This window comes from Marmoricola sp. URHA0025 HA25, from assembly GCF_054059435.1.
On sequence record NZ_JBSSCD010000001.1, the window covers coordinates 1,939,146 to 1,965,431 of the forward strand.

A 26,286-nucleotide genomic window follows, 5' to 3' on the forward strand; every position below is an offset into this window, starting at 1 on the left:
GCACGCACTGGCTGTGCACCCGTCGTCCCCCGAATCGAGGTCCCTGCGTGACCGCGCTCGACTCCCAGGTTTCGGTCTCCCGACCGCAGACCCGGGCGGCGACCCTGCGTGACGTCGTGGTCGCCTACGTCGGGCTGACGAAGCCCCGGGTGATCGAGCTGCTGCTGCTCACCACGGTGCCGGTCATGTTCTTCGCCCAGCGGGGCGTGCCGCCCCTGGGCCTCGTGGTCGCCACCGTGCTGGGCGGCACGCTCTCCGCAGGCAGCGCCAACGCGCTGAACTGCGTCTACGACCGGGACATCGACGAGCAGATGCGCCGGACGCGGCGCCGGGCGCTCCCTCGGCACATGGTCTCGCCGACGGCCGCCTTCGTCTTCGGAGTCGTGCTGGCGGTCGTGTCGACGTTCGTGCTCGGGTTCTTCGTGAACTGGCTCTCCGCCGGGCTCGCGCTCGCTGCCTCGGCGTTCTACCTGTTCGTCTACACGATGGTCCTCAAGCGTCGTACGACGCAGAACATCGTCTGGGGTGGCCTTGCCGGCTGCTTCCCGGCGCTCATCGGCTGGACGGCGGTCACCGGCGAGCTCGCCTGGCCGCCCGTCGTGCTGTTCCTGGTCGTGTTCCTCTGGACCCCGCCGCACACCTGGGCGCTGGCGATGCGCTACCGCGAGGACTACGCCTCGGTGGACGTCCCGATGCTGCCCGTACGCCGCTCGGGCGAGGCGGTGGCGCGCCAGATCGTGGCCTACTCGTGGGCCATGGTCGCCGTGTCGCTCGCGCTGTGGCCGGTCGCCGGCACCGGGGTGGTCTACCCGATCGCCGCGGTGGTGCTCGGGGCGGCCTTCCTGGCCGAGGCCCACCTGATGTGGCACCGCGCCCGCTCCAGCGACGAGCTGAGCGAGATCAGGCCGATGCGGCTCTTCCACTGGTCGAACATGTACCTGTCGCTGCTCTTCGTGGCGGTCGCGCTCGACCCGCTGCTCACCCGCTGACAGCGACCTGACCGACCACGGCCTGCTCGCGCACCGCGAGCACGACCCAGGTCATCGTGGCCGAGACGAGGGCAGCCCCGAGCATGTGGAAGCCCACGAGGACGCCGGGCAGGTCGGTGAAGTACTGGACGAACCCGATCGCGCCCTGCAGCACCTCGACGCCGAGCAGCACGCGTGCTGCCCGGATGGCCTCGGCCGAGGCGCGCACGGCGGGCAGCGTGAAGACGAGGCCGAGAGTGAGTCCGACGAAGAGGAACACCAGGTCGGCGTGGAGCTGGGACACCTGGAGCGGGTCGAGGCCGTTGCGGGGTGCCTTGATGTCGCCTGCGTGCGGGCCCGAACCGGTGACGACGGTGCCGAGGTAGAGCACGGCCCAGCCGACGCCGAACATCGCCCACGCCATCGCCGGCACGGGTCCTGTCCGCGGTCTGGGTCCAGGGCCGTCCAGCCGTCGCAGGAAGAGCACCGCCAGCCCGATGATCGCCATCGAGGACAGCAGGTGGAACGAGACCACCCACGGGTTGAGGTCGGTCAGGACCGTGATGCCGCCGATGACCGCCTGGAGGGGGATGAACAGGCCGAGAAGGAGGGCCAGGACGCGCAGGTCCCTTCGCCCCGTGGGCCAGGCGGCGAGGAAGGTCGCGATCGCGATCACCGCGAGGACGAAGGTGAGCGTGCGGTTGCCGAACTCGATCGCCGAGTGCAGCGAGAGCGCGCCGTGCGGGGTGAAGCCGGCCTCGGTGCACCGCGGCCAGGTCGGGCACCCCAGGCCGGAGGCCGTCAGCCGGACCGCGCCGCCGGTCACGACCAGGACGCAGTTCGCGACGAGCGTGGCCCAGGCGAGCGGACGCAGGTACTGCTGGATCACTCCCACGTGAAGGTCCTGGCGGTGAGGACGGTGCCCAGGACACCCCAGCCGGCGAGCAGTGCGAGCCGACCAACCGCGACGTTGCCATCGGTCAGTGCCGACCGCATCGCCTCGCCGAGGGCACCGGACGGCAGCCAGGTGAGGGCATGGCCCGCTCCGCCGTAGGCATCGGCCGGCAGCACGACCGCACCACCGGCAAGAAGGAGGAGATACACCAGGTTCGCCGCCGCGAGCGTGGCCTCTGCGCGGAGCGCGCCGGCCAGGAACAGGCCGAGCGAGGCGAAGGCGAAGGTGCCGAGCAACAACGCGAGGAGGGCACCGAGCAGGGCGACCGGCGACCACCGGGGGTCCCAGTCGAGGGCGAGGCCGACCGGAACGAGGACCACGAGCTGCATCGCCTCGACGACCAGGAGGCCGCCGACCTTGCCCATGAGCAGCCCGGACCGGGGCAGGGGGGAGGCGCCGAGCCGCTTGATCACGCCGTAACGCCGCTCGAAGCCGGTCGCGATCGCGAGCGAGGTGAACGCGGTGGACATCACGGCGAGCGCGAGGACCCCCGGGGTCAGCGCGTCGACCGCGCGCTCGTCGAGCTTGAACCCGACCCGGTCGGCGCCGGCGACACCGCCGACGAGGACGAGCACCGGGATGACGACGGCCAGCAGCAGCTGCTCGCCGTTGCGCACCATCAGGCGCGCCTCCATCGAGGCCTGCGCGAGCACCTGCCGCAGGAGCGGCGCAGCGCCGGGCATCGGCGCGAACGTGCCCCCGGCCGGTCGGGCAACTGCCTCAGTCATGGCCGAGCCCCCGCCCGGTGATCTCGAGGAACACGTCCTCGAGGTTGCGCTGGCCCAGGTTCAGCGACTCGGGCAGCACGCCCTGCTGCTCGCACCAGCGCGCGACCGTCGCGAGGGTGGTGCTGTCCGCCGGCCCGGCGATGAGCAGGCTGATGTCGCTGATCGGGGTCACCGTGACCTGAGGGCCGAGCTCCGCCTGCAGTGAGGCGGGCGCTCCGTCGGGGAACGGCTTGGTCACCACCAGCCGGATCGTTGCGGTGCCACCGCGCGTCAGGTCGGCCGGTGTGCCGGAGGCGATCATCCGGCCGCCGTCGATGATGTGGATCCGGTCGGCGAGGCGCTCGGCCTCGTCCATGTAGTGGGTGGTCAGCACCACGGTCACGCCGTCCGCGCGCAGCTCCTCGAGCAGCTCCCACGTGGTCCGCCGGGCGAGCGGGTCCATGCCGGCCGTCGGCTCGTCGACGAAGACGACCTCCGGACGCCCCACCACTGCCATGGCGAGGCCGAGGCGCTGCTGCTGGCCGCCGGAGAGCCGCCGGTACGGCGTCCGTCCGCAGTCGTGCAGCCCGAGCCGGTCGGCCAGCATGTCCACGTCGAGCGGATGGGCGTGCAGCCATGCGATGTGCCGCAGCATCTCCATCGCTCGCGCACCAGACCAGGCGCCCGAGCCCTGCAGCATCACGCCGATCCGGGGGAGCAGCTCGCGCCGATCGGCGACGGGGTCGAGACCGAGGACGCGCACCGTGCCCGCGCGCGGTCTGCGGTAGCCCTCACAGGTCTCGAGCGTGGTCGTCTTGCCGGCTCCGTTGGGGCCCAGCACCGCGGTGATGGTGTGCGCCTCGACGGTGAGATCCAGCTGGTCGACGGCCACCTTCTCGCCGTACCTCATCACGAGGCCGGAGACCTCGACGGCGGGGCGGGCGGGCACCGGCCAAGTCTAGGGATGGCTCAGGCGGCGAGCTCGACCGCCCGCGACTGGCGTCGCCACAGCAGCAGGCTGAGGCCTCCGAGAGCCAGTGCCGGCAGCCAGGCGAGCAGGGACTTCAGCGTCACCACCGCGGCTGCCGCGACCCAGGGCAGCCCCAGGGCGACGAGTGCCACCACGAGCGCACCGTCGCGTGGACTGGCGCCGTTCGGTCCCGGCACGACCGCGGCCACCTGGCTGGCGCCGAACGCGCCCAGGAGGGACAGCGGGGAGAGCGAGTGCCCGGTCGCGTCGACCGCGCCGAGCAGCAGGCCGGCGATCGTCAGCTGGTACGCCGCGGCCAGCAGCAGGGCGGCGAGCAGCTGGCGCGGACGCGGCATCGGGCCGAACCGCAGGAGGTCTGGCCGCATCCGCCGCACGACCAGACCGGTGAGGAGCATCGCGACGCCGATGACACCGGCGAGGACCAGCATCCGCGACGGGAGCGAGCTCGCGGCGAAGAGCACGAAGGCGGCGAGTCCGATCGCTCCGACCACCCGGTCGGCGCCGATGCTCGTCAAGGCGTCCCCACGCGTCCAGCCACCACGGGTGAGCCGGTGGTAGCGCCACGCGTCCGCACCGACGTGACCAGGTGTGAGCAGGCCGAGCAGCTCGGACTCCGCCGACGCGCGCAGGAACCACCCGCGGCTGCGCCGGCCGTCAGGGCAGGCGGCCGTGAGCACTCGCCAGCGCAGGGGGCACAGCACGTACTTCCCGAACACCCAGGGGATCAGCCCCAGCAGGATCGGCCACGGGCTGACCGACGGCAGGTGTGGCACGGTGAGCGCGGGCACGGCGACGGTGATCGCCGTGCCGAGCACCAGCACGGTCCGAGACTGCACAAGGGCGCGCAGTGACATCGTTCCCTCTCCGCCCCGGCCGCGCGGACGGGGGTGGAACGAGTGAAGCAGAAATCTCCCAATATGTGAACAAAACGGACATAGATGTCGTTCAGCACCAGCCGAGGGCGGGTTAGGCCAGCCTTAGTTGAAACCCGCAAACCATTAACGGCACACTGGTGTTGTGGAAATCGAGCAGCTCGACGCGCCGACCCGTCAGCGGGTCGCTCGCTCGATCCTCGAGAACGGTCCGTCGACCGCCGCGGCGCTGGCCGAGCGGCTCGCGCTGACCCCCGCCGCCGTACGCCGGCACCTCGACCACCTGCTGGCGGAGGGCGCCGTCGAGGCCCGCGAGCCGCGTGCGGCCTCCGTGCGTGGGCGGGGAAGGCCTGCGAAGGTCTTCGCGTTGACCGAGGGTGGCCACGACTACTTCACCCAGCAGTACGACGACCTCGCCGTCCAGGCCCTCCGCTTCCTCGCGGAGACCGGTGGCGAAGAGGCCGTGAGGGCCTTCGCCGAGCGCCGGGTCGCGTTCATCGAGAACGAGTTCGGCGGCGTGGTCGCAGACAACCCGGAGCTCACCCCGGCCGAGGCCCTGGCACAGGTCTTCACCGGCGAGGGCTACGCAGCCTCGGTCCGCGACCTCCCGATGGGCGCCCAGCTGTGCCAGCAGCACTGCCCGGTCTCCCACGTCGCCCACGAGTTCCCGCAGCTGTGCGAGGCCGAGACCGAGGCGATCAGCCGCGTGCTCGGCAGTCACGTGCAGCGGCTCGCGACGATCGCGCACGGCGACGGCGTCTGCACGACCTGCATCCCGAACCAGGTTTCGACAGGGTCGACCACCGGTCCTGTTTCCGCCTCCACCACCGACGAGAGGAAGGTCGCGAAGTGACCTCCATCGAAGAGCTGAACCCCGAGCTGAAGGGCATCGGCCGCTACCAGTTCGGCTGGGCCGACAGCGACGAGGCGGGCGCAGCCGCCCGACGCGGTCTCAACGAGGAGGTCGTGCGCGACATCTCCTCGAAGAAGAGCGAGCCGCAGTGGATGCTCGACCTGCGGCTGAAGGGGCTCAAGCTCTTCCACCGCAAGCCGATGCCCACCTGGGGCTCCGACCTGTCGGGCATCGACTTCGAGAACATCAAGTACTTCGTCCGCTCCAGCGAGAAGCAGGCGGCGACCTGGGACGACCTCCCGGCCGACATCAAGAACACCTACGACAAGCTCGGCATCCCCGAGGCCGAGAAGCAGCGCCTGGTGTCCGGCGTGGCGGCGCAGTACGAGTCCGAGGTCGTCTACCACTCGATCCGTGAGGACCTCGAGGAGCAGGGCGTGATCTTCGTCGACACCGACACCGCCCTGCGCGAGCACGAGGAGCTCTTCAAGGAGTACTTCGGCACCGTGATCCCGGTCGGCGACAACAAGTTCGCCGCGCTGAACACCAGCGTGTGGTCGGGCGGCTCGTTCATCTACGTGCCCAAGGGCGTCCACGTGGACATCCCGCTGCAGGCCTACTTCCGGATCAACACCGAGAACATGGGACAGTTCGAGCGCACGCTGATCATCGTCGACGAGGACGCCTACGTGCACTACGTCGAGGGCTGCACGGCGCCGATCTACTCCAGCGACTCGCTGCACTCCGCGGTCGTGGAGATCATCGTGAAGAAGGGCGGTCGCTGCCGCTACACGACGATCCAGAACTGGTCCAACAACGTCTACAACCTGGTGACCAAGCGCGCGACCTGCGACGCGGGCGCGACCATGGAGTGGGTCGACGGCAACATCGGCTCCAAGGTCACCATGAAGTACCCCGCGATCTACCTCATGGGCGAGCACGCCAAGGGCGAGACGCTGTCGATCGCGTTCGCGGGCGAGGGCCAGCACCAGGACGCCGGCGCCAAGATGGTCCACGCCGCACCGCACACCTCCTCGAGCATCCTGTCGAAGTCGGTGGCACGCGGCGGCGGCCGTACGTCGTACCGGGGCCTGATCCAGGTCAACGAGGGCGCCCACGGCTCGAAGAGCAACGTGCTCTGCGACGCGCTGCTGGTCGACCAGATCAGCCGCTCCGACACCTACCCGTACGTCGACATCCGCGAGGACGACGTGTCCATGGGCCACGAGGCGAGCGTCTCGAAGGTCTCCGAGGACCAGCTGTTCTACCTGATGTCGCGCGGCATGGCCGAGGACGAGGCGATGGCGATGATCGTGCGCGGCTTCGTCGAGCCGATCGCCAAGGAGCTCCCGATGGAGTACGCCCTCGAGCTGAACCGCCTCATCGAGCTGCAGATGGAAGGGGCCGTCGGATGACCGCAGTTGCCGAGTCGGCACTTGCGAAGCACGTGGCGGACGCGCTGGAGGTCGAGAAGGTCTCCAGCCACCTGCACCCCGAGGGCTCCTTCGACGTCGCCGACCACCCCGTCCCGACCGGCCGCGAGGAGATCTGGAGGTTCACGCCGCTCAAGCGGCTGCGTGGGCTCCACGACTCCGCGCCGCTCGACGGCGACGGCGTGGGCGCCGAGGCCGACGCGCCCGAGGGCGTGACCGTGGAGCTGGTCCCGACCGACAGTCCGTTGCGCGGGTCCAGCGGCTTCGTGCCGACCGACCGGATCGCCGCGCGCGTGTGGGCCGAGGCCAGCCGCGTGTGGGCGGTCACGATCGCCCCCGAGGCGGCTCCGTCCGAGCCGGTCCAGGTCACGCTCACCGGCAAGGACACGGGCGGCGACAGCGCCGCGACCGCGGGTCACCTCGTGGTGACCGCCGGCGCGCACAGCAAGGCCACCCTGGTGCTCCGCTTCGTGGGCACGGCGACGCTCGCCGACAACGTGGAGTTCGTGGTCGGCGACGGGGCGCAGCTCACCGTCGTGAGCATCGACGACTGGGCCGACGACGCTGTGCACGTCGGCCATCGGCACGCGAAGGTCGGCCGCGACGCCACCTTCCGCCACGTCGACGTCAGCTTCGGCGGCGACCTGGTCCGCCACGACACCACCGCCGAGTACGCCGGCCCGGGCGGCGAGGTCGAGATGCTCGGCCTCTACTTCGCCGACGAGGGCCAGCACATCGAGCACCGCCTCTTCGTCGACCACACGGCGCCGAAGACCAAGAGCCACGTCGTCTACAAGGGCGCGCTGCAGGGCCAGGGCGCCCACACCGTCTGGATCGGCAACGTCCTGATCCGCAAGGTCGCCGAGGGCATCGAGACCTTCGAGGAGAACCGCAACCTGGTGCTCACCGACGGCTGCCAGGCCGACTCGGTGCCCAACCTCGAGATCGAGACCGGTGAGATCGAGGGAGCCGGACACGCGTCGGCGACCGGCCGGTTCGACGACGAGCAGCTGTTCTACCTGCGCTCGCGCGGGATCGAGGAGGCCGAGGCCCGGCGCCTGGTCGTGCACGGCTTCTTCAACGACCTGATCCGCCGGATCGGCGTACCCGCGCTCGAGGACCAGCTCCGCGGCACCGTGGAGGCCGAGCTCGCCAAGACCGTCCTCACGGGTGCCTGATGGCGTTCGTCAGGGCCTGTGCGGCCAGCGAGGTCGCCGACGGGCAGGCGCTGCGCGTCGAGGTCGACGGCCTCGACGTGGCGATCGTCCGCGACGGCGAGGACCTCTACGCCATCGAGGACGAGTGCAGCCACGCCGCGGTCGCCCTGTCCGAGGGTGACGTCGAGGGCTGCGAGATCGAGTGCTGGATGCACGGCTCGCGCTTCGACCTTCGCACCGGCAAGGCCCTCGGACCCCCGGCCACGGAGCCGGTCCCCGTCTTCCCGGTGCAGGTCACCGGCGACGACGTACTCATCGACCTGACGTCCACCACAGGAGACAACTGACATGGCAACGCTGGAGATCAAGGACCTGCACGTCTCGGTCAGCACCGAAGACGGTCCCAAGGAGATCCTGAAGGGCGTCAACCTGACCATCCGCGACGGCGAGACGCACGCCATCATGGGCCCCAACGGGTCCGGCAAGTCGACGCTCGCCTACTCGATCGCGGGGCACCCCAAGTACGACGTGACCAGCGGCTCGGTGACGCTCGACGGTGCCGACGTCCTGGCGATGAGCGTCGACGAGCGCGCGCGGGCGGGCCTGTTCCTCGCGATGCAGTACCCCGTCGAGGTGCCCGGCGTATCCGTCTCGAACTTCCTGCGCACGGCGAAGACCGCGGTCGACGGCGAGGCCCCGAAGCTGCGCACCTGGGTCAAGGACGTCAACGCCGCGATGGACCGGGTCAAGATGGACACCGCCTTCGCCACCCGCAACGTCAACGAGGGCTTCTCCGGTGGTGAGAAGAAGCGCCACGAGATCGTCCAGCTCGAGCTGCTCGACCCGAAGGTCGCCGTGCTCGACGAGACCGACTCCGGCCTGGACATCGACGCGCTGAAGATCGTCTCGGAGGGCGTCAACCGGTTCAAGGAGGGCGGCGACAAGGCCGTGCTGCTGATCACCCACTACACGCGCATCCTGCGCTACATCACGCCCGACTTCGTGCACGTCTTCGTCGACGGCCGGATGGTCGAGGAGGGCGGCCGCGAGCTGGCCGACGAGCTCGAGGCCAGCGGCTACGACAAGTACGTCGGGGCAGCGAAGGTCTGACATGGACGGACTCCTGACCGACCTCGAGGTCATCCGCAAGGACTTCCCGATCCTCGAGCGGGAGATGGCCGGGGGGCACCGGCTGGTCTACCTCGACAGCGCCAACACCTCGCAGAAGCCGCAGGTGGTCATCGACACGATGGTCGACCACCTCGAGCGCCACAACGCGAACATCGCCCGCGCGATGCACCAGCTGGGCGCGGAGTCGACCGAGGCGTTCGAGGGCGCGCGCGACAAGGTCGCGGCGTTCCTCAATGCGCCGTCGCGCGACGAGGTGATCTTCACCAAGAACGCTTCCGAGGCGCTGAACCTGGTCGCCCGCACGTTCCCGCTCGGACCCGGCGACCGCGTGGTGATCACCGAGATGGAGCACCACTCCAACATCGTGCCGTGGCAGCTGGCCACCGAGCGCACCGGAGCAGAGCTGCGCTGGTTCGGGCTCACCGACGACGGCCAGCTGGACCTGTCGAACATCGACGAGCTGCTCACGCCGGCGACGAAGGTGGTCGCGCTGACCTGGGTCTCGAACATGCTCGGCACGATCAACCCGGTCGCCGAGATCGCCCGCCGCGCCCACGAGGTGGGCGCCGTGGTCGTGCTCGACGCCTCGCAGGCCGCGCCGCAGCTGCCGATCGACGTGCAGGCGGTCGACGCCGACTTCCTCGCCTTCACCGGGCACAAGGTGACCGGCCCGACCGGCATCGGCGTGCTCTGGGGACGTACGAAGCTGCTGGACGCGCTCCCGCCGTTCCTCGGCGGCGGCGAGATGATCGCGACCGTCAGCATGGAGAAGTCGACCTGGGCCCCCATCCCGCACAAGTTCGAGGCCGGCACCCCCGCCGATCGTCGAGGCGGTCGGGCTCGGAGCGGCGATCGACTACATCAGCCACATCGGCCTGGACAACATCCACGCCCACGAGCAGGCGATCACCGGCTACCTGCTCGACGGCCTCGCCACGGTCTCCGGCGTCAAGGTCCTCGGCCCGCTCGACCCGGCGGCCCGCGGTGGCGCGGTCGCCTTCGAGGTCGACGGGGTGCACCCGCACGACGTGGCCCAGCTGCTCGACAGCCGCGGCATCGCCGTACGCGCCGGGCACCACTGCGCCAAGCCCGCGCACAAGCGCTTCGGCGTGCAGAGCTCGACCCGCGCGTCGTCGTACCTCTACACGACGCCGGCCGAGATCGACGCGCTCGTCGACGGGCTCGAGCACACCAAGAACTACTTCAAGGTCGGGTGACGTTAGACCACCATGGATCTGGACAGCCTGTACCAGGAGATCATCCTGGACCACTACCGCAACCCCCACCACGCGGGGCTTCGGGAGCCGTACGAAGCCGAGGTGCACCACGTGAACCCGACGTGCGGCGACGAGGTGACCCTCCGGGTGCACCTCGCCGACGGCACCGTCTCCGACGTCTCGTACGCCGCGGAGGGCTGCTCGATCAGCCAGGCGTCCGCGTCGGTGCTGACCGACCTCGTCATCGGGCAGTCGCTCGAGGAGGCACTGACCAAGCACGAGACGTTCCTCGCCCTGATGCAGGGCAAGGGTCAGGTGGAGCCCGACGAGGACGTGCTCGAGGACGGCATCGCCTTCGCCGGTGTCGCGAAGTTCCCGGCGCGGATCAAGTGCGCGCTGCTGTCGTGGATGGCGTTCAAGGACGCCGCCCTGCAAGCCCAAGGAGTGAAGTCATGAGCAGCCCTGATCACAGCGACCTTCCGGACGTGCCCGCGGGCGGTGGCACCGCCACGGCGACGGACGAGGACATCCTCGAGGCGATGAAGGACGTCGTCGACCCCGAGCTGGGCATCAACGTCGTCGACCTGGGCCTGGTGTACGGCGTCAACCTGGACGCGTCCTCGAACCTCGTGCTCGACATGACCCTGACGTCGGCGGCGTGCCCGCTCACCGACGTGATCGAGGACCAGACGAACAGCGCCCTCGAGGGCCTGGTCGGCGACGTCACGATCAACTGGGTCTGGATGCCGCCCTGGGGCCCGGACAAGATCACCGACGACGGCCGCGAACAGCTCCGGGCCCTGGGCTTCAACGTCTGAGCCGAGGGTGAGCGAGGAACGAGCTCACCCTCGACGCGAAGAGGTCGAGCGAGCCTGCGGGTGAGCTTGCGAACCCGCATCGGCGGGTCGAGACCTCATCCGACCGTCGAATGCGACGAGAGCGCTCCCGATCAGCCCGTTCGCCAGCCCTGGCGTAGCAACGGATGAGGTCCGCTACGGTCAGACGCGTGTCCACGGTGCTCGTTCCCCGCGAGCGCCTGCGGCGATGGCTCGAGAACTTCGAGGGCAGCCACGGCCGAACCTCCCTGACGATCGCGGCTGGACACCTTCGTGGCGAGGCCGAGGACGGGTCGGCCTTCGAGGCGGCGGGTCCCTTCGACCGGCTCGTCGACGCACCGACGCTCGAGGCACTCGAGCTTGCGTCCTCGCCCCCTGACGACTGGGGGATCCTGCTCGTCCGCAAGGGCGGGTTCGCGGTCGCTCGGCTGGCGGGAGAGAAGGCCGTCGAGTCGAAGGTCGGCCAGCGGCACGTGCAGGGACGCACCAAGGCCGGCGGTCAGAGCCAGCAGCGCTTCGCCCGCCGACGCGACAACCAGGCACGGGCGGCGTACGAGGCCGCCGCGGACCACGCGGCGCGGATCATCGCCGGCGTGCCGCTCCTCGTCGTCGGAGGCGACCACGCAGCAGTGACAGCCGTTCTGGAGGACACCCGGCTGGTGCGCCTGGTGGAGGCCGTCAAGGGCTCGTTCCTGACCGTGCCGGACCCGCGTCGTGGCGTCCTGGAAGGGGCGATCCGGAGCGCCTGCTCGGTCAGCATCGAGGTCGTCAACGCCTGAGGCAGGCCGCACCTCGCCGCGCACCGTGTAGTGGGGCCTGTAGATCCGGGCACGCCGGATGGCCGCCGAGACTGGGGCTCATTTTGCTGCGGCGCGGACCTTTTCGGCGAGGGCAGGCCACGGAGTGGACGCCAACCGCCGTCGGCGGGGTCTCGGGGTCTGTCAGGATCGTCCTCGACGACACCGCGTCCGAACGACGAGCGGAGACGCCATGTGGCAGCCCGAGCCCGGCTGGACGCCGTTGCGTCCCGGGGGTGGCGCCTCGACGGTCGGGCTCTGGCGGACCGGGCACCTCGGTCGCTCGGTGGTGATCAAACGGCTGCGCCGCCCGGGAGACGACGACCCGGCGGTCCTCGCGGACCCGACGCACGCCGGGTACTGGCGTCGTGAAGCGGAGGTGGCGCTCTCGACCGCGGTGGTGGACGGTCCCGGGCTGAGGCCGCCAGGCTACGTCCGGGTCGACGAGGACGAGGAGGGCGTGACCCTCTGGTCCGAGGAGGTCCTCGCTGAGCCGCCTCCTGCCCTGCAGGTCGCGCACGCGCTCGGGCGGTTCGCTGCCTCGCCGTACGACGAGGTGCCGTGGGCCGCCCGACGGACGCTCGTCGACCGGCTGGCGATGGCCGAGGCGCGAGGCGGCTGGCCGACGCTCGCCCGGACACAGCTCGCCGACGTCGCGGAACACCTCTGGAGCCGGCGTACCCACTGGCTCGCCGAGTACGCCGCCGCACCCGCGGGCCGGCTCCACGGGGATGCCGTCCCGGCGAACTTCCCCGCAGGGCGGGGCGAGGACGTGGTCGCCGTCGACTGGCAGGGGTTCGGGATCGGGCCGATCGGCAGCGACGTCGGCTACTACGCGCTCTCCACCCGTGAGGAGTTCGACGTGCTGCTCGACGCCTTCCTGGACGGCGTGCACGCAGTGCGAGCCGACGTCGGGGACGACCTGGTCCGCGTCGCCGCGACGGTCATCTGCATCTACTCCGCGATCAGCCGGGCTGAGTGGGCGCTGTCCCGGGTGGCGCCGGGCGAGGGGGCGCTGCACGGGAAGTTCAACCACCCGAGTGTCGCGCCGTACCTGCGGGCGCTGCAGCGCCAGCTGGCCCAGGTGGAGGCCCTCCTCGGGTGAAGTCTCAGCCCCACCAGAAGCTGGTGGCGATGACGGCGTACAGGGCGATCAGGGTGGCGCCCTCCAGCCAGGTCGACTCCCCGTCGATCGCGATCAGCGCGGCGAGCAGGATCGAGAGGATCAGCGCGACCACCAGCATCGGCCCGAACACCAGGGTGAAGGAGGCCAGGCCGAAGATCTGGCTGACCAGCACCAGCACCGGTGCGAGCACCAGGGCGATCTGCAACGGGCTGTTGAGGATGACCGAGAACGCGTACTCGGACTGCCCGCGGAAGGCGAGCTGGACCCCGACGACGTTCTCGATCGCGTTGCCCGCGATGGCGACGATCACCAGGCCCGCGAAGACCTGCGAGATGTTCATCGAGTCCATCGCCGGCTGGAGCGCGGCCACGAACCAGTCCGAGACGAACGCCGCGAGCGCTCCCGCTGCAGCGAGCAGGCCGACTGCGAGGGCGAGCGGCCATCGAGGGGGCTCGGTCTCGGTCGACGCCTCCGGGGTGTCGTCCTTGCGCAGCGAGAACGGCAGCGACAGCCCGAACAGGACCAGCAGCACGATCGAGACGATCACCGAGAACGCCACCTCGTGCGCTCCGGCCGGGCTGTGCACCTCGTGGGCGATCGATGGGATCGCCATCGCGGTCACCGAGAGCAGCATGAGGACCACGACCGTGCGGGCGCGCTCGGATCCGAGCTGCTGGGTGCCGTGCTTCAGGCCGCCGACCAGGAACGCGAGCCCGAGCACGAGCAGGAGGTTGGCGAGGATCGAGCCGACCAGGGCGGCCCGGACGACGTCGACCAGCCCCGACCGGAGCGCGAAGATGCAGATGAAGAGCTCCGGCAGGTTGCCCAGTGCCGACTGGAGCACGCCGGTGGCGCCCGGTCCGAACCGGTCGCCGAGCTGCTCGACACTCCGGCCGACGAGGCTTGCGAGCAGGCACACCGCCGCCGCGGACACGACGAATGCCACGACGGAGTTCCAGTCGCCGTAGTGCGCCACCCCGGCGAGCACGCACAGTGCCGCGGAGCTGCCCAGGATCGTCTTGTCGGACCGGACGAGGGTGGGGCTCTCCGCGATCGTCGCCATGGCGGCATGGTGCCAGATCGCGGGCGTCAGTCCTCGGGCAGCACCAGCCAGTCAGGTACGCCGGCCGCGAACTGCTCGCGCGGCAGGGTCGACGCGCCCTCGGGGACGCGACCCAGCAGCGGCACCCCGGTCATCACGGGCAGGTCGAGGAGGTTCTGGGTCGCTGCGAGGTCGGGATCAGCGGGCCACGACCCGATCACCACGCCATGGACGTGCAGGCCGCGCTGCTGGATCGCGAACACCGTCAGCGCGGTGTGGTTCAGTGTCCCGAGCCCGGCCCGCGCGACCACCACGAACCCGGCCGGCTGCCCGGCATGGATCACCGACTGGGCGAGGTCGAGCAGGTTCCAGTGCGCCCCGAGGTTCACCAGCAGGCCCCCGGCGCCCTCGATGAGCAGGTCGTGCTGCTCGGCCAGCCCGAGGACCGCGTCGCGCTGCTCGGCGAGCCCGGGCAGGTCGACACCCTGCAGCCGCGCCGCCGTGTCCGGCGCGAGCGGCTCGCGCAGGCGCACGCCCTCGTGACCGGGGACGCCGCCCGCCAGTCGGCGTACCTCGTCGAGGTCGCCGGGCTCGTCGTCGATCACGCCGGTCTGGGCGGGCTTCACCACGTACGGCGAGCCGCCGGCTGCGCGGCGGGCGAGCACGAGTGCCGCGGTGACGACGGTCTTGCCGACGCCGGTGTCGGTGCCGGTGACGAACGTCGCGGTCACCGGAGCAGGGTCTCCAGCACCCCGACCGCATGCTCGAGGTCGGCGTCGGTGAGGTGGGCGTGGGCAGTGAGCCGGAGCCTCGAGATGCCGTCCGGCGTCGACGGCGGCCGGAAGCAGCCGATCCGCACCCCCTGGTCGGCCGCCTGGGCGACGGCCTCGACCGCCTCGCGGGGACCCGGCATCGCGATCGCCAGGACGGCGCCGTCGGCCTCCGGCACACCCCCCGCCTTGGCGAGCGCGCGCGCGACCGTGCGGACCCGGTCGACCCGCTCCGGCTCGTCGCGGATGACCGCGAGGGCGGCCAGGGCCGCGCCGGCGGCGGCCGGGGCGAGCCCGGTGTCGTAGATGAACGGTCGCGCGGTGTTGACCAGGTGCTCGCGGACCGCAGGCGTGGCGAGCACCGCACCGCCCTGCGACCCCAGCGACTTGCTCAGCGTGAGCGTGGCGACGACGTGGTCATTGCCGGCCAGCCCGGCTTCGTGGAGGAGGCCGCGTCCTTCACGGCCGCAGACGCCGAGCGCGTGCGCCTCGTCGGCGACAAGCAACGCGTCGTGGCGAGCGCAGACGTCGGCCAGCTCAGCGACCGGGGCCGCGTCACCGAGCACGGAGTAGATCGTCTCGACCAGCACGACGGCGCGGGGCTGGGTCCGCCCGGCCAGGAATCGTTCGACGGCGCCCACGTCGTTGTGCGGCACCACCTGCACCGTGCCGCGGGAGAGCCGGCACGCGTCGATCATCGAGGCGTGCACGTGGGCGTCCGAGACGATCAGGGTGTCGGCGTCTCCGAGCGCGGAGACGACCGCGAGGTTGGCGTGGTAGCCGGTCGACAGGGCAAGGGCAGCCGGGAATCCGGTGAACGCAGCGAGCTCGCGCTCGAGGTCCTCGTGGACGCCCAGGGTGCCGGTGACCAGGCGTGAGGCCCCAGCGCCGGCGCCGTGGCGCGTCGCGGCGTCGACTGCACCCGCGACCACGCGAGGATGGCGCGACAGGCCGAGGTAGTCGTTGCCCGCGAGGTCGATCATCGGGTCGCCGGCGTCGCTGGCGAACAGCCGGCGGGTGAGGCCGGCCTCCTCTCGCGCGGCCGCTCTCTCGTCCAGCCAGCGGGTGAACTCGCTCATCCGTGCACCTCCTGCACCGCGCCGACCAGCGCGGCGGTGATCGTGGCGACGTCCTCGTCGGACGTCACGTAGGGCGGCATCGTGTAGACCAGGTTGCGGAACGGTCGCACCCACACGCCTCGGTCGAGCGCCGCCGCGGTCACAGCGGGCACGTCGACAGGGCCGGCCAGCTCGACCACGCCGACGGCGCCGATGCTGCGCACCTGGCGGACCGAGGCGAGCTCCTCTGCCGCCGCCAGGCCGCTGAGCAGGGCCCGGCTGATCCGCTCGACGGTGCCGCGGGCGTCGTACGACGCGAGCAGGTCGAGGCTCGCGGAGGCGATCGCGCAGGCGAGCGGGTTGGCCATGAAGGTCGGGCCGTGCATCATCGCGCCGGCAGGGCTCGCGTCGACGGCTGCGGCCACCTCGGCGGTGGTGAGCACGGCGGCGAGGGTGAGGTATCCGCCGGTCAGCGCCTTGCCGACGCAGAGGACGTCCGGGACGACGTCGCAGTGATCGGCGGCCCACGGCTCCCCGGTGCGCCAGAGCCCGGTCGCGATCTCGTCGAAGATGACCAGCGCTCCGTGCGCCCGGGCGAGATCAGCGAGCAGCCGCACGGCCTCGGGGTCGTAGACGTGCATGCCACCGGCGCCCTGCAGGACCGGCTCGACGATCACCGCGGCGATCTCGGAGGCGTGCTGCTCGAACAGAGCGGTGGTCGCGGCTCGCCAGCCGTCCAGCGGCTCGCCGGCCGCGGGCGGGCGCTCCGCGAACACGTGCTCGGGCAGGAACCCCGCATACATCGCGTGCATGCCGCCGTCGGGGTCGGTCACGCTCATCGGCGAGAACGTGTCGCCGTGGTAGCCGCCGCGGATCGTGAAGAACTTCGTGCGGGTCAGGCCACCGGCGGCATGGGACTGCCAGGCCATCTTCATCGCGACCTCGACCGAGACCGAGCCGGAGTCTGCGAAGAACACCTTGTCCAGCACGGGGGAGCCGGCCGGGCCTCTCGGCGCGAGGTCGAGCAGCTGGCCGGCGAGCCGGACCGCCGGCTCGTGGGTCAGCCCGCCGAACATCACGTGGCTCATCCGGCCCAGCTGGTCGCGGGCCGCCGCATCCAGCTCCGGTACGGCGTACCCGTGGATCGCGCACCACCACGACGACATCGCGTCGACGACCTCGACCGCCGTGTCACCGCGCCGCAGCCGGAGCCGGACGCCGGACGCCGACTCGACCGGGTACACGGTGCCCGGCGAGGTCATCGACGAGTACGGATGCCAGAGGTGGTCCCGGTCGAAGTCCAGCAAGTCGCTCACGCCCGCCCTCGCTTCGCATCGGACGCGCCTGAGCGACCGGGTCGACGGTCTTGGCCCGGTCGCTCGCTTCGCTCGCTCATGACGAGGACAGGTCGCCGTGCTCGACGCACCGCGCCGTCCAGGAGGTCGGCGTCACCTGGACGACCATCCGCCGCCTGCAGTGCCCGCAGAAGCGGGGCGGCTCGAGCCGCAGGCGCTCGGCGCAGGCGGCGTGGTCCGCCTCATCGAGTGCCACGCCGCAGTGCCCGCAGTACCGGGTCGTCAGGGCATCCACGGGGGCACTCACAGGGTGCTGCTGAGCGCCTTGATCGGCATCTTGAGGTCGTCGAGGAGCGCGAGGTCCTCGGCGGGGTCGCGGCCCAGGGTGGTCAGGTAGTTGCCGACGATGACCGCGTTGATCCCGCCCAGGAGGCCGTCGCGGGTGCCGAGGTCGCCCAGGGTGAGCTCCCGGCCACCGGCGTACCGGAGGATCGTGCGGGGGAGTGCCAGCCGGAATGCCGCGATGGTGCGCAGCGCCTCAGAGCTCTCCATGAGCGGCAGGTCGCCGAAGGGGGTGCCCGGACGCGGGTTGAGGAAGTTCAGCGGCACCTCGTCGGGCTGCAGCTCGCCCAGCTGGGCGGCCAGCTCGGCGCGCTGCTCGACCGTCTCACCCATGCCCACCAGGCAGCCGCAGCACAGCTCCATGCCGGACTCGCGGACCATCAGGCACGTGTCCCAGCGCTCCTCCCACGAGTGCGTGGTGACGACCTGCGGGAAGTAGCTGCGCGCCGCCTCGAGGTTGTGGTTGTAGCGGTGCACGCCCATGTCGACCAGGTCGTCGACCTGCTCCTGGCTGAGCATGCCCAGCGACGCGGCGACCTCGATGTCGACGGCCTCCTTGATCGCCTTGACGCCCTCGCGCATCTGGGCCATCAGCCGCTCGTCGGGCCCCCGCACGGCCGCCACGATGCAGAACTCGCTCGCGCCGGTGGCCGCGGTCTGCTCGGCGGCCTTCACCAGCTCCGGGACGTTGAGCCACACCGAGCGGACCGGCGAGGTGAACTGGCCGCTCTGGCTGCAGAAGTGGCAGTCCTCGGGGCAGCCGCCGGTCTTGATCGAGACGATGCCCTCGACCTCGACCTCGGGTCCGCACCACTTCATCCGCACCTCGTGGGCCAGCGTCAGGAGGTCGGGGAGCACGTCGTCGCCGGTGCGCATCACCGCGAGGATCTGCTCCTCGTCGAGAGGTACGCCGCGCTCGAGCACCTGAGCGCGGGCGATGGCGAGGATGTCCCGCTCCGTGGTCGGGCCTGTCGAAGCGGTCTCCACGGTCGAGTCTGTCGAAACCTCGGCAGTCATCGGTCTCCTCGGGGGGTCAGGGGGCTCACAGGGCGCCCGGCGCGAAGGTGTTGCACGCGTCGAGCGAGCCCTCCTTCAGGCCCACATTGAACCAGTGCACCCGCTGCTCCGATGACCCGTGCGTCCACGCATCAGGATTCACCCGCCCGGAGGACTGCTTCTGGATCCGGTCGTCACCGACGGCCTGGGCGGCGTCGATCGCCCGGCCGATGTCGTCCTGGGTGAGGTCCTCGATGATCCGGTTGCCACTCGCGTCGGTCGTCTGCTGGGCGCTCTTGGCCCACATCCCGGCGAGGCAGTCGGCCATCAGCTCGGTCCTCACCGAGTCGCTCTTGGCCCCTTGCTGGGTCCGGATCTTGCCCAGGATCCCGAGCATGTCCTGGACGTGGTGGCCGTACTCGTGGGCGATCACGTAGGCCAGCGCGAACGGGCCGCCCTTGGCTCCGAGCTGCCCCTCGAGCATGTCCTTCATGAAGCTGGTGTCGATGTAGACCCTTGTGTCGGTCGGGCAGTAGAACGGGCCCATCGACGAGCTGGCGGTGCCGCAGCCTGAGGACGTCTGGCCGGAGTACTTCACGGTCTTCGCGTCCACGTAGGGCCGGCCGGCCTGCTGCTCGAAGGCCTGGGCCCAGTAGTTCTGCACGGAGTTCGTGATCAGGTCGATCGCGCAGTCCTGCGAGGCGTTGGCATCCGCGCCGGTCTTGCAGGAGGTGTCGCCCGTCGTACCGGTGGCGTTGTTCGAGGTGTCGCTGCCACCCCCCGGGATCACGCCGTTGCCCGTGCAGGTCTGCAGGACGACGAACAGCACGATCACGACGATCGTGCCGAGGCCGATCCGGCCGCCACCGCCGCTCGGTATCGGCAGCCGCATCCCGCCGCCCCCGAGCCCGCCGCCGAGGCCCCCGCCACTGTCGGCACGGTGCTCGACCTGGCTGCTGTCGACCCGGGCCTTCGGATTGAAGCGCATCCCGCCAACTCCTCCTCGGTGCAGGGCAGTGTCCGGCGCCTCGTAGACTATTCCTTCCGTGATCACCGCCCATCGACTCGAAGTCCGCGCCGGCGCCCGTCTGCTGATGCAGGACGTGTCGTTCCGGGTCGCAAAGGGCGACAAGGTCGGGCTGGTCGGACGCAACGGCGCCGGCAAGACCACGCTCACGAAGATCCTGGCCGGTGACGCGCTCCCGGCGTCCGGTTCGGTGACGAACTCCGGCTCACTGGGCTACCTGCCCCAGGACCCGCGCACGGGTGACCCCGACGTGCTCGCCCGCGACCGGGTCCTCTCGGCGCGCGGCCTCGACGAGGCCGTCCAGCGGCTCCGCGCCGCGGAGAAGGAGATGGCTTCCGAGGATCCGGCGGTGCGCGACCGCGGCATGCGGCGCTACGAGGCGGCAGACGCAGCCCTGCACGCCGCCGGTGGGTACGCCGCCGAGGCCGAGGCCGCCCAGATCGCGTCGGGCCTGGGCATCGAGGACCGGCTCCTCGCCCAGCCGCTGAGGACGCTCTCCGGTGGTCAGCGTCGCCGGGTCGAGCTGGCCCGGATCATCTTCTCGGGTGCCGACATCCTGCTGCTCGACGAGCCGACCAACCACCTCGACGCGGACTCGGTCGTGTGGCTGCGGGAGTTCCTGCGCACCTTCCGGGGCGGGCTCGTCGTGATCAGCCACGACGTGGAGCTGCTCGAGGCGTGCGTGAACAAGGTGCTCCACCTCGACGCGAACCGTGCCGAGGTCGACGTCTACAACATGACGTGGCGCAACTACCTCCAGCAGCGCGAGAACGACGAGCACCGGCGGAAGCGTGAGCGGGCGAACGCCGAGCGGACCGCGGAGACCCTGCTCGCCCAGGCCAACAAGATGCGCGCCAAGGCGACCAAGGCCAAGGCCGCACAGTCGATGATCAAGCGGGCCGAGAAGATGCTCGGCGGGCTCGAGGGTGAGCGCCAGGCCGACAAGGTCGCCCGGATCAAGTTCCCCGAGCCGGCGCCCTGCGGCAAGACACCCCTGATGGCCGAGGAGCTGTCGAAGTCCTACGGATCGCTCGAGGTCTTCACCGACGTGGACCTCGCGATCGACCGCGGCAGTCGCGTGGTCATCCTGGGGCTCAACGGTGCCGGCAAGACGACCCTGCTGCGGATCCTCTCCGGGATCGACCAGCCCGACACGGGCCGGGTGCTCCCGGGCCACGGTCTCAAGCTCGGCTACTACGCCCAGGAGCACGAGACCCTCGACGTGTCCCGCACCGTCCTGGAGAACATGCGCACGGCGGCGCCGCAACTGACCGACTCCGAGTCCCGGTCGGTGCTCGGCTCCTTCCTGTTCAGCGGCGACGACGCCATGAAGCCGGCGGGGGTGCTCTCCGGCGGCGAGAAGACCCGTCTGGCGCTGGCGACCCTGGTGGTCTCGTCGGCCAACGTGCTGCTGCTCGACGAGCCCACCAACAACCTGGACCCCGCCTCCCGCGAGGAGGTCCTCGGTGCGATCCGCTCCTACCAGGGAGCGATCGTGCTGGTGACCCACGACGAGGGCGCGGTCCACGCCCTCGAGCCCGACCGGGTGCTGATCCTTCCCGACGCGGTCGAGGACCTCTGGTCCCCGGAGTACGCCGACCTGGTCTCGCTCGCCTAGGGCGGACTGTGGCCGGGGGTGGCCGGGGATAGCCTCGGCCCATGACCGGACTTCCCGACTCCGCCACGCTGGCCCGCGCACGACTCTCGCTCGCGCTCGACGGTGCCGTCGCCACGATCACGCTCGACTGCCCGGAGCGGCGCAACTCGCAGACGCCGGCGACGTGGCGCGCGCTGGCCGACATCGGAGCCCACCTGCCCGGCGACGTCCGCATCGTCGTCGTGAAGGGCGCCGGGCCGTCGTTCTCCGCCGGAGTCGACGTCGGCCTCCTCACCGGCCAGGGCGCGCCCGGCGAGGAGGCCGTCTCGGACCTGATGAGCCGGCCCGACGACGTGGTGCTGCAGACGATCGACGACTACCAGCGCGGGTTCACCTGGCTCCGTGACCCGCGGTTCGTCTCCGTCGCCCAGGTGCAGGGTCACGCGATCGGCGCCGGCTTCCAGCTGGCGCTGGCGTGCGACCTCCGCGTCGTCGCCGACGACGTCAGGTTCTGCATGAAGGAGCCGGCGCTCGGCCTGGTGCCGGACCTGACCGGAACAAAACCACTGGTCCAGCTTGTTGGCTACTCGCGGGCACTGGAGATCTGCGCCACCGCACGGTACGTCCTGGCCGACGAGGCCCGGGAGGTCGGGCTCGCGACCGCCGTCGTACCTGCAGCTGACCTGGATGCCACCACCGCCGACCTGTGCGCGGCGATCCTCGCGAACGCCGCGGGGGCCGTGAGCGAGACCAAGGCGCTTCTCCAGTCCGCGACCGAGACCGATCTGGACGGACAGAGACTGCGGGAGCGTCAGGCCCAGCTGAGACGCTTCCGCGAGCTGGTCGCCTGAGAGCCGAACGACGAAGGAAGGGGAGTGGCCGATGAGTGGCATGCACCCCATGGGGGCCGCGATGCGGTCCCTGCGCACCGACCGCTCCGTGGTCGACCAGAAGCTGACCCGGCGCACCTTGCGGCGGATCTCGGCCTTCGCCAAGCCCCACTCGCGGCTGCTCGGCGCGTTCATCGTGCTGGTGGTGATCGACGCGGCCCTGGTGGTGGTCAACCCGCTGCTGATCAAGGCGCTGCTCGACGACGGCATCAGGAAGGGCGACGGCGGGCTGGTCACCGCGCTGGCGTTCGCCATGGTCGGCGTCGCCCTGTTCGACGCCGCCCTGGGGGTGGCCAGCGGCTACCTGTCCTCGCGCATCGGCGAGAACCTCATCTTCGACCTTCGCACGAAGGTCTTCGGGCACGTCCAGCGGATGTCGCTGGCGTTCTTCACCCGCACCCAGACCGGTGCCCTGGTCTCCCGGCTCAACAACGACGTGATCGGCGCCCAGCGCGCGTTCACCTCGACGCTGTCCAGCACCGTGTCGAACACGATCTCGGTGGTCGTCGTCGGTGTCGCGATGGTCGTGCTCTCCTGGCAGATCACCCTGGCGTGCCTCGCGCTGTTCCCGCTGCTGCTGCTCGCGTCCCGCTGGGTCGGCCACCAGATCAGCGGCCTGACCCGGGCTCAGATGAACGGCAACGCCGACCTCGGCAACATGATGACCGAGCGGTTCAACGTCGGCGGCGCGCTGCTGCTCAAGCTGTTCGGCCGCCGCTCCGAGGAGGACGCACGGTACGCCGAGAAGGCCGGCGTGGTCCGCGACCTCGGTGTCCGGATCTCCCTGGTCACGAGGATCTTCGCGGCGACGATGATGCTGATCCCGGCGCTGGCGACGGCGCTGGTCTGGGGCATCGGCGGCCATCTCGTGATCAGCTCCACGCTCACGATCGGCACGCTCACCGCGCTGGCGACACTGCTGCTACGCCTGCTCGGGCCCCTGCAGGGGCTCTCCAACGTCCGGGTCGACGTGATGACCGCGCTGGTCAGCTTCGACCGGGTCTTCGAGGTGCTCGACCTGCCCTCCACGATCCAGGAGAAGCCCGACGCAGTGACGCTCCACCCGGGTGCGGCGCGCCTGGAGTTCGACCACGTCGCCTTCACCTACCCGCGGGCGGAGGACGTCTCGCTGGCGAGCCTCGAGACCGTTGCCCGGGTCGAGAGCCGCGACTCCGGACAGGTCCTCCACGACATCTCCTTCACTGCCGAGCCCGGTCAGATGATCGCCCTCGTCGGCCCGTCCGGCGCCGGCAAGACGACGATCACGCACCTGGTCGCCCGGCTCTACGACGCCACGTCGGGCGTCGTCCGGGTCGGCGACAGTGCTCACCTGCACGACGTGCGTGACGTCACGCTCCAGTCGCTCGAGGACGCGGTCGGCTACGTCACGCAGGACGCGCACATGTTCCACGACACCATCCGCGAGAACCTCCGCTACGCCAACCCGGACGCCACCGACGAGGAGATCTGGGCGGCCCTGGCTTCTGCGCAGATCGCTCCGCTGGTGCTCGCGATGCCCGACGGCCTGGACACCGTCGTCGGCGACCGTGGCTACCGGCTCTCCGGCGGCGAGCGCCAGCGCCTGGCGATCGCGCGGCTGCTGCTGAAGGCGCCGCGGATCGTGGTGCTCGACGAGGCCACCGCTCACCTCGACTCCGAGTCCGAGTACGCCGTCCAGCGCGCCCTCGACAGCGCCCTGGAGGGTCGCACCGCCCTGGTCATCGCGCACCGGCTCTCGACGGTTCGCAATGCCGACCAGATCCTGGTCGTCGAGGACGGCCGGATCGTGCAGCGCGGGACCCACGACCAGCTGCTCCTCGAGGGCGGGGTCTACGCGGACCTGTACGCGACGCAATTCTCCGAGCCACGACGGGGCGAGGAACCAGCCCCGGCCTGACGGCTCACGACGACGCCGGCAGCACGCAGAACTCGTTGCCGGACGGGTCGGCGTAGGACCGCCAGGGCAGCTCACCCCACCCGAAGTCGACCGCCCGGCCACCGTGCGCGGCGATGCCGGCAGCGACGTCGTCGGGATCCTCGCCGGCCTCGAGCCGGACGTCGAGGTGCAGCCGGTTCTTGGTGGCACCCTTCGGCGCGGCCTCGGGACAGAGCTCCAGCAGCGGCCCGAGCAGGGACGGGTGCCGCAGTGACCTCGGCGCGACGCCGGCGACCTCGGTCCACCCGGTCAGCCACGACCAGAACGCGGCATCGCGGTCCGGTTCGGCGGAGTCGAGCGGGAGCGCGGCGAGGGGTCCCGTGCCGGCGTACGCCGGGCGGTCCTCCATGACGCAGAAGGGGTTGCCCTCCGGGTCGGCCAGGACCACCCAGGGCACCTCGCCCTGACCGATGTCGAGGTACTGCGCGCCGAGCCCGATCAGCCGCTCGACGTCCTGTGCCTGGTGGGTCCCGCCGAAGAGGTCCAGGTGGAGCCTCGGCCGCTCCGGCCTCGGCTCCGGGACCTGCTGGAAGCACAGGTCGAGCAGCGGTCCGCCCTCGACCTCGAGCCGGGTCTCGAAGATGCCGGGCGCGTCCGTCAGGCGTTCGGAACCGAGCACGGCCTCCCAGAACCGGCCGAGCCGCTGGGCGTCGGCGGCGTCGACCACGACGTTCTCGAGGTACATGTCGCCCACCGTAGCCAGCGCGCGAGGCACCAGGACACCGGATTGAACGGCATCCCGGGTGGCCTAGGTTGGAGCGATGGACAGCGAACGACTGGGATGGGGCGTCGAGGACAAGGTCTTCGTGCTGACCGGCGCCACGCGCGGCCTGGGCCGCGCGACCGCCGAGCTGCTGGTGGGCGCGGGAGCGCGGGTCGTGGTGACTGGGCGCGACCAGGCGCGCGTCGACGAGGCAGCCGCCGCGCTGGGCGACAGCGCTCTGGGCGTCACGGCTGACAACGCCGACCCTGGCTCGGCAGACGCGGTGGTCCGCGCGGCCGTGCACCGGTGGGGCCGCGTCGACGGTGCCCTGATCTCCGTCGGTGGCCCGCCGACCGGAACGGTGCTCGAGACCCCGGACGAGACCTGGTCCGCCGCCTTCGAGTCGGTCTTCGTCGGCGCCCTGCGCGTGGCGCGTGCGGTCGCCGCGGCCATCGACGGGCCGGGCTCGATCGCCTTCGTGCTGTCGAGCTCGGTGCGAGCGCCGCTGGCCAACCTCGCCGTCTCGAACGGCCTCCGCCCCGGCTTGGCGATGGCGGCGAAGACGATGGCCGACGAGCTCGGTCCCCGCGGGATCCGCGTCAACGGGTTGCTGCCGGGCCGGATCGGGACCGAGCGCGTGGACGAGCTCGACGCCGCCACCGGTGATGCGGCGGCCGCGAAGGCGAAGGCGATCGAGGGGATCCCGCTCGGTCGGTACGGCGAACCGGGGGAGTTCGCCGCGGCGGCGGTGTTCCTGCTCAGCCCGGTCTCCTCATTCGTGACCGGAGTCATGCTGCCCGTCGACGGCGGCATGCTGCGTGCTCTCTGAGTCGTTCCTGGGCACACCCGGCGACCGACGCTCCTCGCGGATCCGGCGCCACTCGTCGTAGGCGAGGTACCCGAACCCGATCACCGCGAGCGCTCCGAAGAACCACCACTGCAGCCCGTAGAAGAAGTGCGGACCCTCGCTCGTGTCGTCGGGCAGCTCGATCGGCTGGAGGGGCTTCGCGGGCGACGGACTCTCGGTGTGCAGGTCGACGAAGCCGCCGTACAGCGGGTAGGGCACGACCTCGGCGGCCGCACGGCTCGAGATCGCCCTGGCCGCCATGTCGGTCACCGTGGTGGATCCGCCGGTCCCGTCGACGCGGACCCAGCCCAGCACCGTGACCGGGTCGGTCGACGCGGCGGGCAGCTTGGGCCTCGTGCCACCGGAGTTCTCCGTCGACAGCCAGCCGCGGTCCACGAGCACGGCGGCACCGCTCTCGGTGCGCAGGGGAGTCACCACGTCGACGCCCGGTGCGCCGTCGCGGGTCTGGTACTTGACCACGATGGTGCGGGCGTCGTCCCAGGTGCCGTGGACGACCACCTCGCGCCACTCGTCGTGCTTCGGTGCCGGACGTCCGACGGCGAGCAGGTCGTCGAGAGGCACCGGCGGACGGTCCAGGTTGGTCGCGACCAGGCGGTTCTCCGCCCGCCGCTCGTCCAGCCGGTGGAACTGCCACTGCCCCAGCAGGTTGGCACCCCACGCGAGCGCGGCGACGGTCAGCGCGAACAGCAGCCACCGCCGGCTCAGCAGGAACATCACGC

The 26,286-nt window shown here is 71.0% G+C and carries 27 protein-coding genes and 1 pseudogene; 15 read left to right on the forward strand and 13 right to left on the reverse strand.

From position 1 onward, the window contains the following. Positions 1–47 precede the first annotated feature (47 nt). Entirely contained in the window at positions 48–989 is a 942-nt protein-coding gene (locus tag ACVW00_RS09450; protein WP_457110649.1) for a heme o synthase, read from the forward strand. Here the strand turns inward: ACVW00_RS09450 and ACVW00_RS09455 are convergent. From ACVW00_RS09455 to ACVW00_RS09470, 4 genes are read right to left on the reverse strand one after another with little or no spacing between them, the layout of a single operon-like run. Continuing rightward, positions 979–1,863: a COX15/CtaA family protein gene (locus ACVW00_RS09455; protein WP_457110650.1), complete on the reverse strand. Its 885-nt coding sequence runs from the start codon at positions 1,861–1,863 to the stop codon at positions 979–981. The genes ACVW00_RS09450 and ACVW00_RS09455 overlap by 11 nt on opposite strands. Then, positions 1,854–2,651 (reverse strand): ABC transporter permease, encoded by a 798-nt coding sequence (locus tag ACVW00_RS09460; protein WP_457110651.1) that lies wholly within the window; start codon positions 2,649–2,651, stop codon positions 1,854–1,856. Before ACVW00_RS09460 ends, ACVW00_RS09455 begins: the two co-directional genes overlap by 10 nt. Beyond that, positions 2,644–3,579 carry an ABC transporter ATP-binding protein gene (locus ACVW00_RS09465; RefSeq protein ID WP_457110652.1) on the reverse strand — a complete coding sequence of 312 codons (936 nt, stop codon included), beginning with the start codon at positions 3,577–3,579 and terminating at the stop codon, positions 2,644–2,646. The genes ACVW00_RS09460 and ACVW00_RS09465 overlap by 8 nt, the downstream gene beginning before the upstream one ends. A 20-nt stretch (positions 3,580–3,599) precedes the next feature. Then, positions 3,600–4,442, reverse strand: coding sequence for a lysylphosphatidylglycerol synthase domain-containing protein (locus ACVW00_RS09470; RefSeq protein WP_457110653.1), 843 nt, complete (start codon positions 4,440–4,442; stop codon positions 3,600–3,602). A 202-nt stretch (positions 4,443–4,644) separates the two neighbouring features. Between ACVW00_RS09470 and ACVW00_RS09475 the strand changes: the two genes are divergently transcribed. The 10 genes and pseudogenes from ACVW00_RS09475 to ACVW00_RS09520 all read left to right on the forward strand — a co-directional run bounded on the left by ACVW00_RS09475 (position 4,645) and on the right by ACVW00_RS09520 (position 13,022). Further along, complete coding sequence (locus tag ACVW00_RS09475; protein ID WP_457113092.1) at positions 4,645–5,346, forward strand: helix-turn-helix transcriptional regulator; 702 nt, start codon at positions 4,645–4,647, stop codon at positions 5,344–5,346. After that, complete coding sequence (sufB, locus tag ACVW00_RS09480; protein WP_457110654.1) at positions 5,343–6,761, forward strand: Fe-S cluster assembly protein SufB; 1,419 nt, start codon at positions 5,343–5,345, stop codon at positions 6,759–6,761. Before ACVW00_RS09475 ends, sufB begins: the two co-directional genes overlap by 4 nt. Further along, positions 6,758–7,957, forward strand: a complete 1,200-nt coding sequence (gene sufD / locus ACVW00_RS09485) for a Fe-S cluster assembly protein SufD (protein WP_457110655.1) — start codon at positions 6,758–6,760, stop codon at positions 7,955–7,957. The genes sufB and sufD overlap by 4 nt, the downstream gene beginning before the upstream one ends. After that, entirely contained in the window at positions 7,957–8,283 is a 327-nt protein-coding gene (locus ACVW00_RS09490) for a non-heme iron oxygenase ferredoxin subunit (RefSeq protein ID WP_457110656.1), read from the forward strand. Before sufD ends, ACVW00_RS09490 begins: the two co-directional genes overlap by 1 nt. A gap of 1 nt (position 8,284) precedes the next feature. Continuing rightward, the gene (gene sufC, locus ACVW00_RS09495) at positions 8,285–9,046 is read left to right on the forward strand and encodes a Fe-S cluster assembly ATPase SufC (RefSeq protein ID WP_457110657.1); all 762 of its coding nucleotides are present in this window, start codon (positions 8,285–8,287) and stop codon (positions 9,044–9,046) included. Position 9,047: 1 nt separating this feature from the next. Then, a pseudogene (locus ACVW00_RS09500) lies at positions 9,048–10,284 on the forward strand (aminotransferase class V-fold PLP-dependent enzyme). 12 nt (positions 10,285–10,296) lie between these two features. Further along, positions 10,297–10,740 carry a Fe-S cluster assembly sulfur transfer protein SufU gene (gene sufU / locus ACVW00_RS09505; RefSeq protein ID WP_457110658.1) on the forward strand — a complete coding sequence of 148 codons (444 nt, stop codon included), beginning with the start codon at positions 10,297–10,299 and terminating at the stop codon, positions 10,738–10,740. Beyond that, complete coding sequence (locus ACVW00_RS09510; protein WP_457110659.1) at positions 10,737–11,102, forward strand: metal-sulfur cluster assembly factor; 366 nt, start codon at positions 10,737–10,739, stop codon at positions 11,100–11,102. Before sufU ends, ACVW00_RS09510 begins: the two co-directional genes overlap by 4 nt. A 188-nt stretch (positions 11,103–11,290) precedes the next feature. Beyond that, positions 11,291–11,899 (forward strand): acVLRF1 family peptidyl-tRNA hydrolase, encoded by a 609-nt coding sequence (locus ACVW00_RS09515; protein ID WP_457110660.1) that lies wholly within the window; start codon positions 11,291–11,293, stop codon positions 11,897–11,899. A gap of 211 nt (positions 11,900–12,110) precedes the next feature. Continuing rightward, positions 12,111–13,022 carry a phosphotransferase gene (locus ACVW00_RS09520; protein ID WP_457110661.1) on the forward strand — a complete coding sequence of 304 codons (912 nt, stop codon included), beginning with the start codon at positions 12,111–12,113 and terminating at the stop codon, positions 13,020–13,022. 4 nt (positions 13,023–13,026) lie between these two features. Here the strand turns inward: ACVW00_RS09520 and cax are convergent, their stop codons facing one another. The 7 genes from cax to ypfJ form a co-directional block, all read right to left on the reverse strand. Then, a complete protein-coding gene (gene cax / locus ACVW00_RS09525; RefSeq protein WP_457110662.1) occupies positions 13,027–14,106 on the reverse strand; it encodes a calcium/proton exchanger in 1,080 nt (359 codons plus the stop codon). A gap of 26 nt (positions 14,107–14,132) precedes the next feature. Next, entirely contained in the window at positions 14,133–14,816 is a 684-nt protein-coding gene (bioD, locus tag ACVW00_RS09530; protein WP_457110663.1) for a dethiobiotin synthase, read from the reverse strand. Continuing rightward, positions 14,813–15,934, reverse strand: a complete 1,122-nt coding sequence (locus tag ACVW00_RS09535; RefSeq protein ID WP_457110664.1) for an 8-amino-7-oxononanoate synthase — start codon at positions 15,932–15,934, stop codon at positions 14,813–14,815. The genes bioD and ACVW00_RS09535 overlap by 4 nt, the downstream gene beginning before the upstream one ends. Further along, positions 15,931–17,229, reverse strand: a complete 1,299-nt coding sequence (locus tag ACVW00_RS09540; protein ID WP_457110665.1) for an adenosylmethionine--8-amino-7-oxononanoate transaminase — start codon at positions 17,227–17,229, stop codon at positions 15,931–15,933. The genes ACVW00_RS09535 and ACVW00_RS09540 overlap by 4 nt, the downstream gene beginning before the upstream one ends. Positions 17,230–17,305: 76 nt before the next feature. Continuing rightward, positions 17,306–17,515, reverse strand: a complete 210-nt coding sequence (gene bsaP, locus ACVW00_RS09545) for a biotin synthase auxiliary protein BsaP (RefSeq protein ID WP_457110666.1) — start codon at positions 17,513–17,515, stop codon at positions 17,306–17,308. Next, complete coding sequence (gene bioB / locus ACVW00_RS09550) at positions 17,512–18,567, reverse strand: biotin synthase BioB (RefSeq protein WP_457110667.1); 1,056 nt, start codon at positions 18,565–18,567, stop codon at positions 17,512–17,514. The genes bsaP and bioB overlap by 4 nt, the downstream gene beginning before the upstream one ends. 25 nt (positions 18,568–18,592) lie before the next feature. Further along, positions 18,593–19,534 (reverse strand): KPN_02809 family neutral zinc metallopeptidase, encoded by a 942-nt coding sequence (gene ypfJ, locus ACVW00_RS09555; RefSeq protein WP_457110668.1) that lies wholly within the window; start codon positions 19,532–19,534, stop codon positions 18,593–18,595. A 106-nt stretch (positions 19,535–19,640) separates the two neighbouring features. On the opposite strand from ypfJ, the gene ACVW00_RS09560 reads away from it, so the two are divergent. The 3 genes from ACVW00_RS09560 to ACVW00_RS09570 are packed head-to-tail and all read left to right on the forward strand — an operon-like array spanning position 19,641 to position 23,957. Next, entirely contained in the window at positions 19,641–21,191 is a 1,551-nt protein-coding gene (locus ACVW00_RS09560; RefSeq protein ID WP_457113093.1) for an ABC-F family ATP-binding cassette domain-containing protein, read from the forward strand. Positions 21,192–21,232: 41 nt separating this feature from the next. Beyond that, complete coding sequence (locus ACVW00_RS09565; protein WP_457110669.1) at positions 21,233–22,021, forward strand: enoyl-CoA hydratase/isomerase family protein; 789 nt, start codon at positions 21,233–21,235, stop codon at positions 22,019–22,021. Between the two features lie 31 nt (positions 22,022–22,052). Continuing rightward, positions 22,053–23,957: an ABC transporter ATP-binding protein gene (locus tag ACVW00_RS09570; RefSeq protein ID WP_457110670.1), complete on the forward strand. Its 1,905-nt coding sequence runs from the start codon at positions 22,053–22,055 to the stop codon at positions 23,955–23,957. Positions 23,958–23,961: 4 nt separating this feature from the next. On the opposite strand, the gene ACVW00_RS09575 is transcribed toward ACVW00_RS09570, so the two are convergent. Continuing rightward, positions 23,962–24,681: a VOC family protein gene (locus tag ACVW00_RS09575; protein WP_457110671.1), complete on the reverse strand. Its 720-nt coding sequence runs from the start codon at positions 24,679–24,681 to the stop codon at positions 23,962–23,964. A 76-nt stretch (positions 24,682–24,757) separates the two neighbouring features. Between ACVW00_RS09575 and ACVW00_RS09580 the strand changes: the two genes are divergently transcribed. Then, positions 24,758–25,528: an SDR family oxidoreductase gene (locus ACVW00_RS09580; protein ID WP_457110672.1), complete on the forward strand. Its 771-nt coding sequence runs from the start codon at positions 24,758–24,760 to the stop codon at positions 25,526–25,528. On the opposite strand, the gene ACVW00_RS09585 is transcribed toward ACVW00_RS09580, so the two are convergent. After that, positions 25,472–26,281 (reverse strand): SURF1 family cytochrome oxidase biogenesis protein, encoded by an 810-nt coding sequence (locus ACVW00_RS09585; protein ID WP_457113094.1) that lies wholly within the window; start codon positions 26,279–26,281, stop codon positions 25,472–25,474. The genes ACVW00_RS09580 and ACVW00_RS09585 overlap by 57 nt on opposite strands. Between the last annotated feature and the right edge of the window lie 5 nt (positions 26,282–26,286).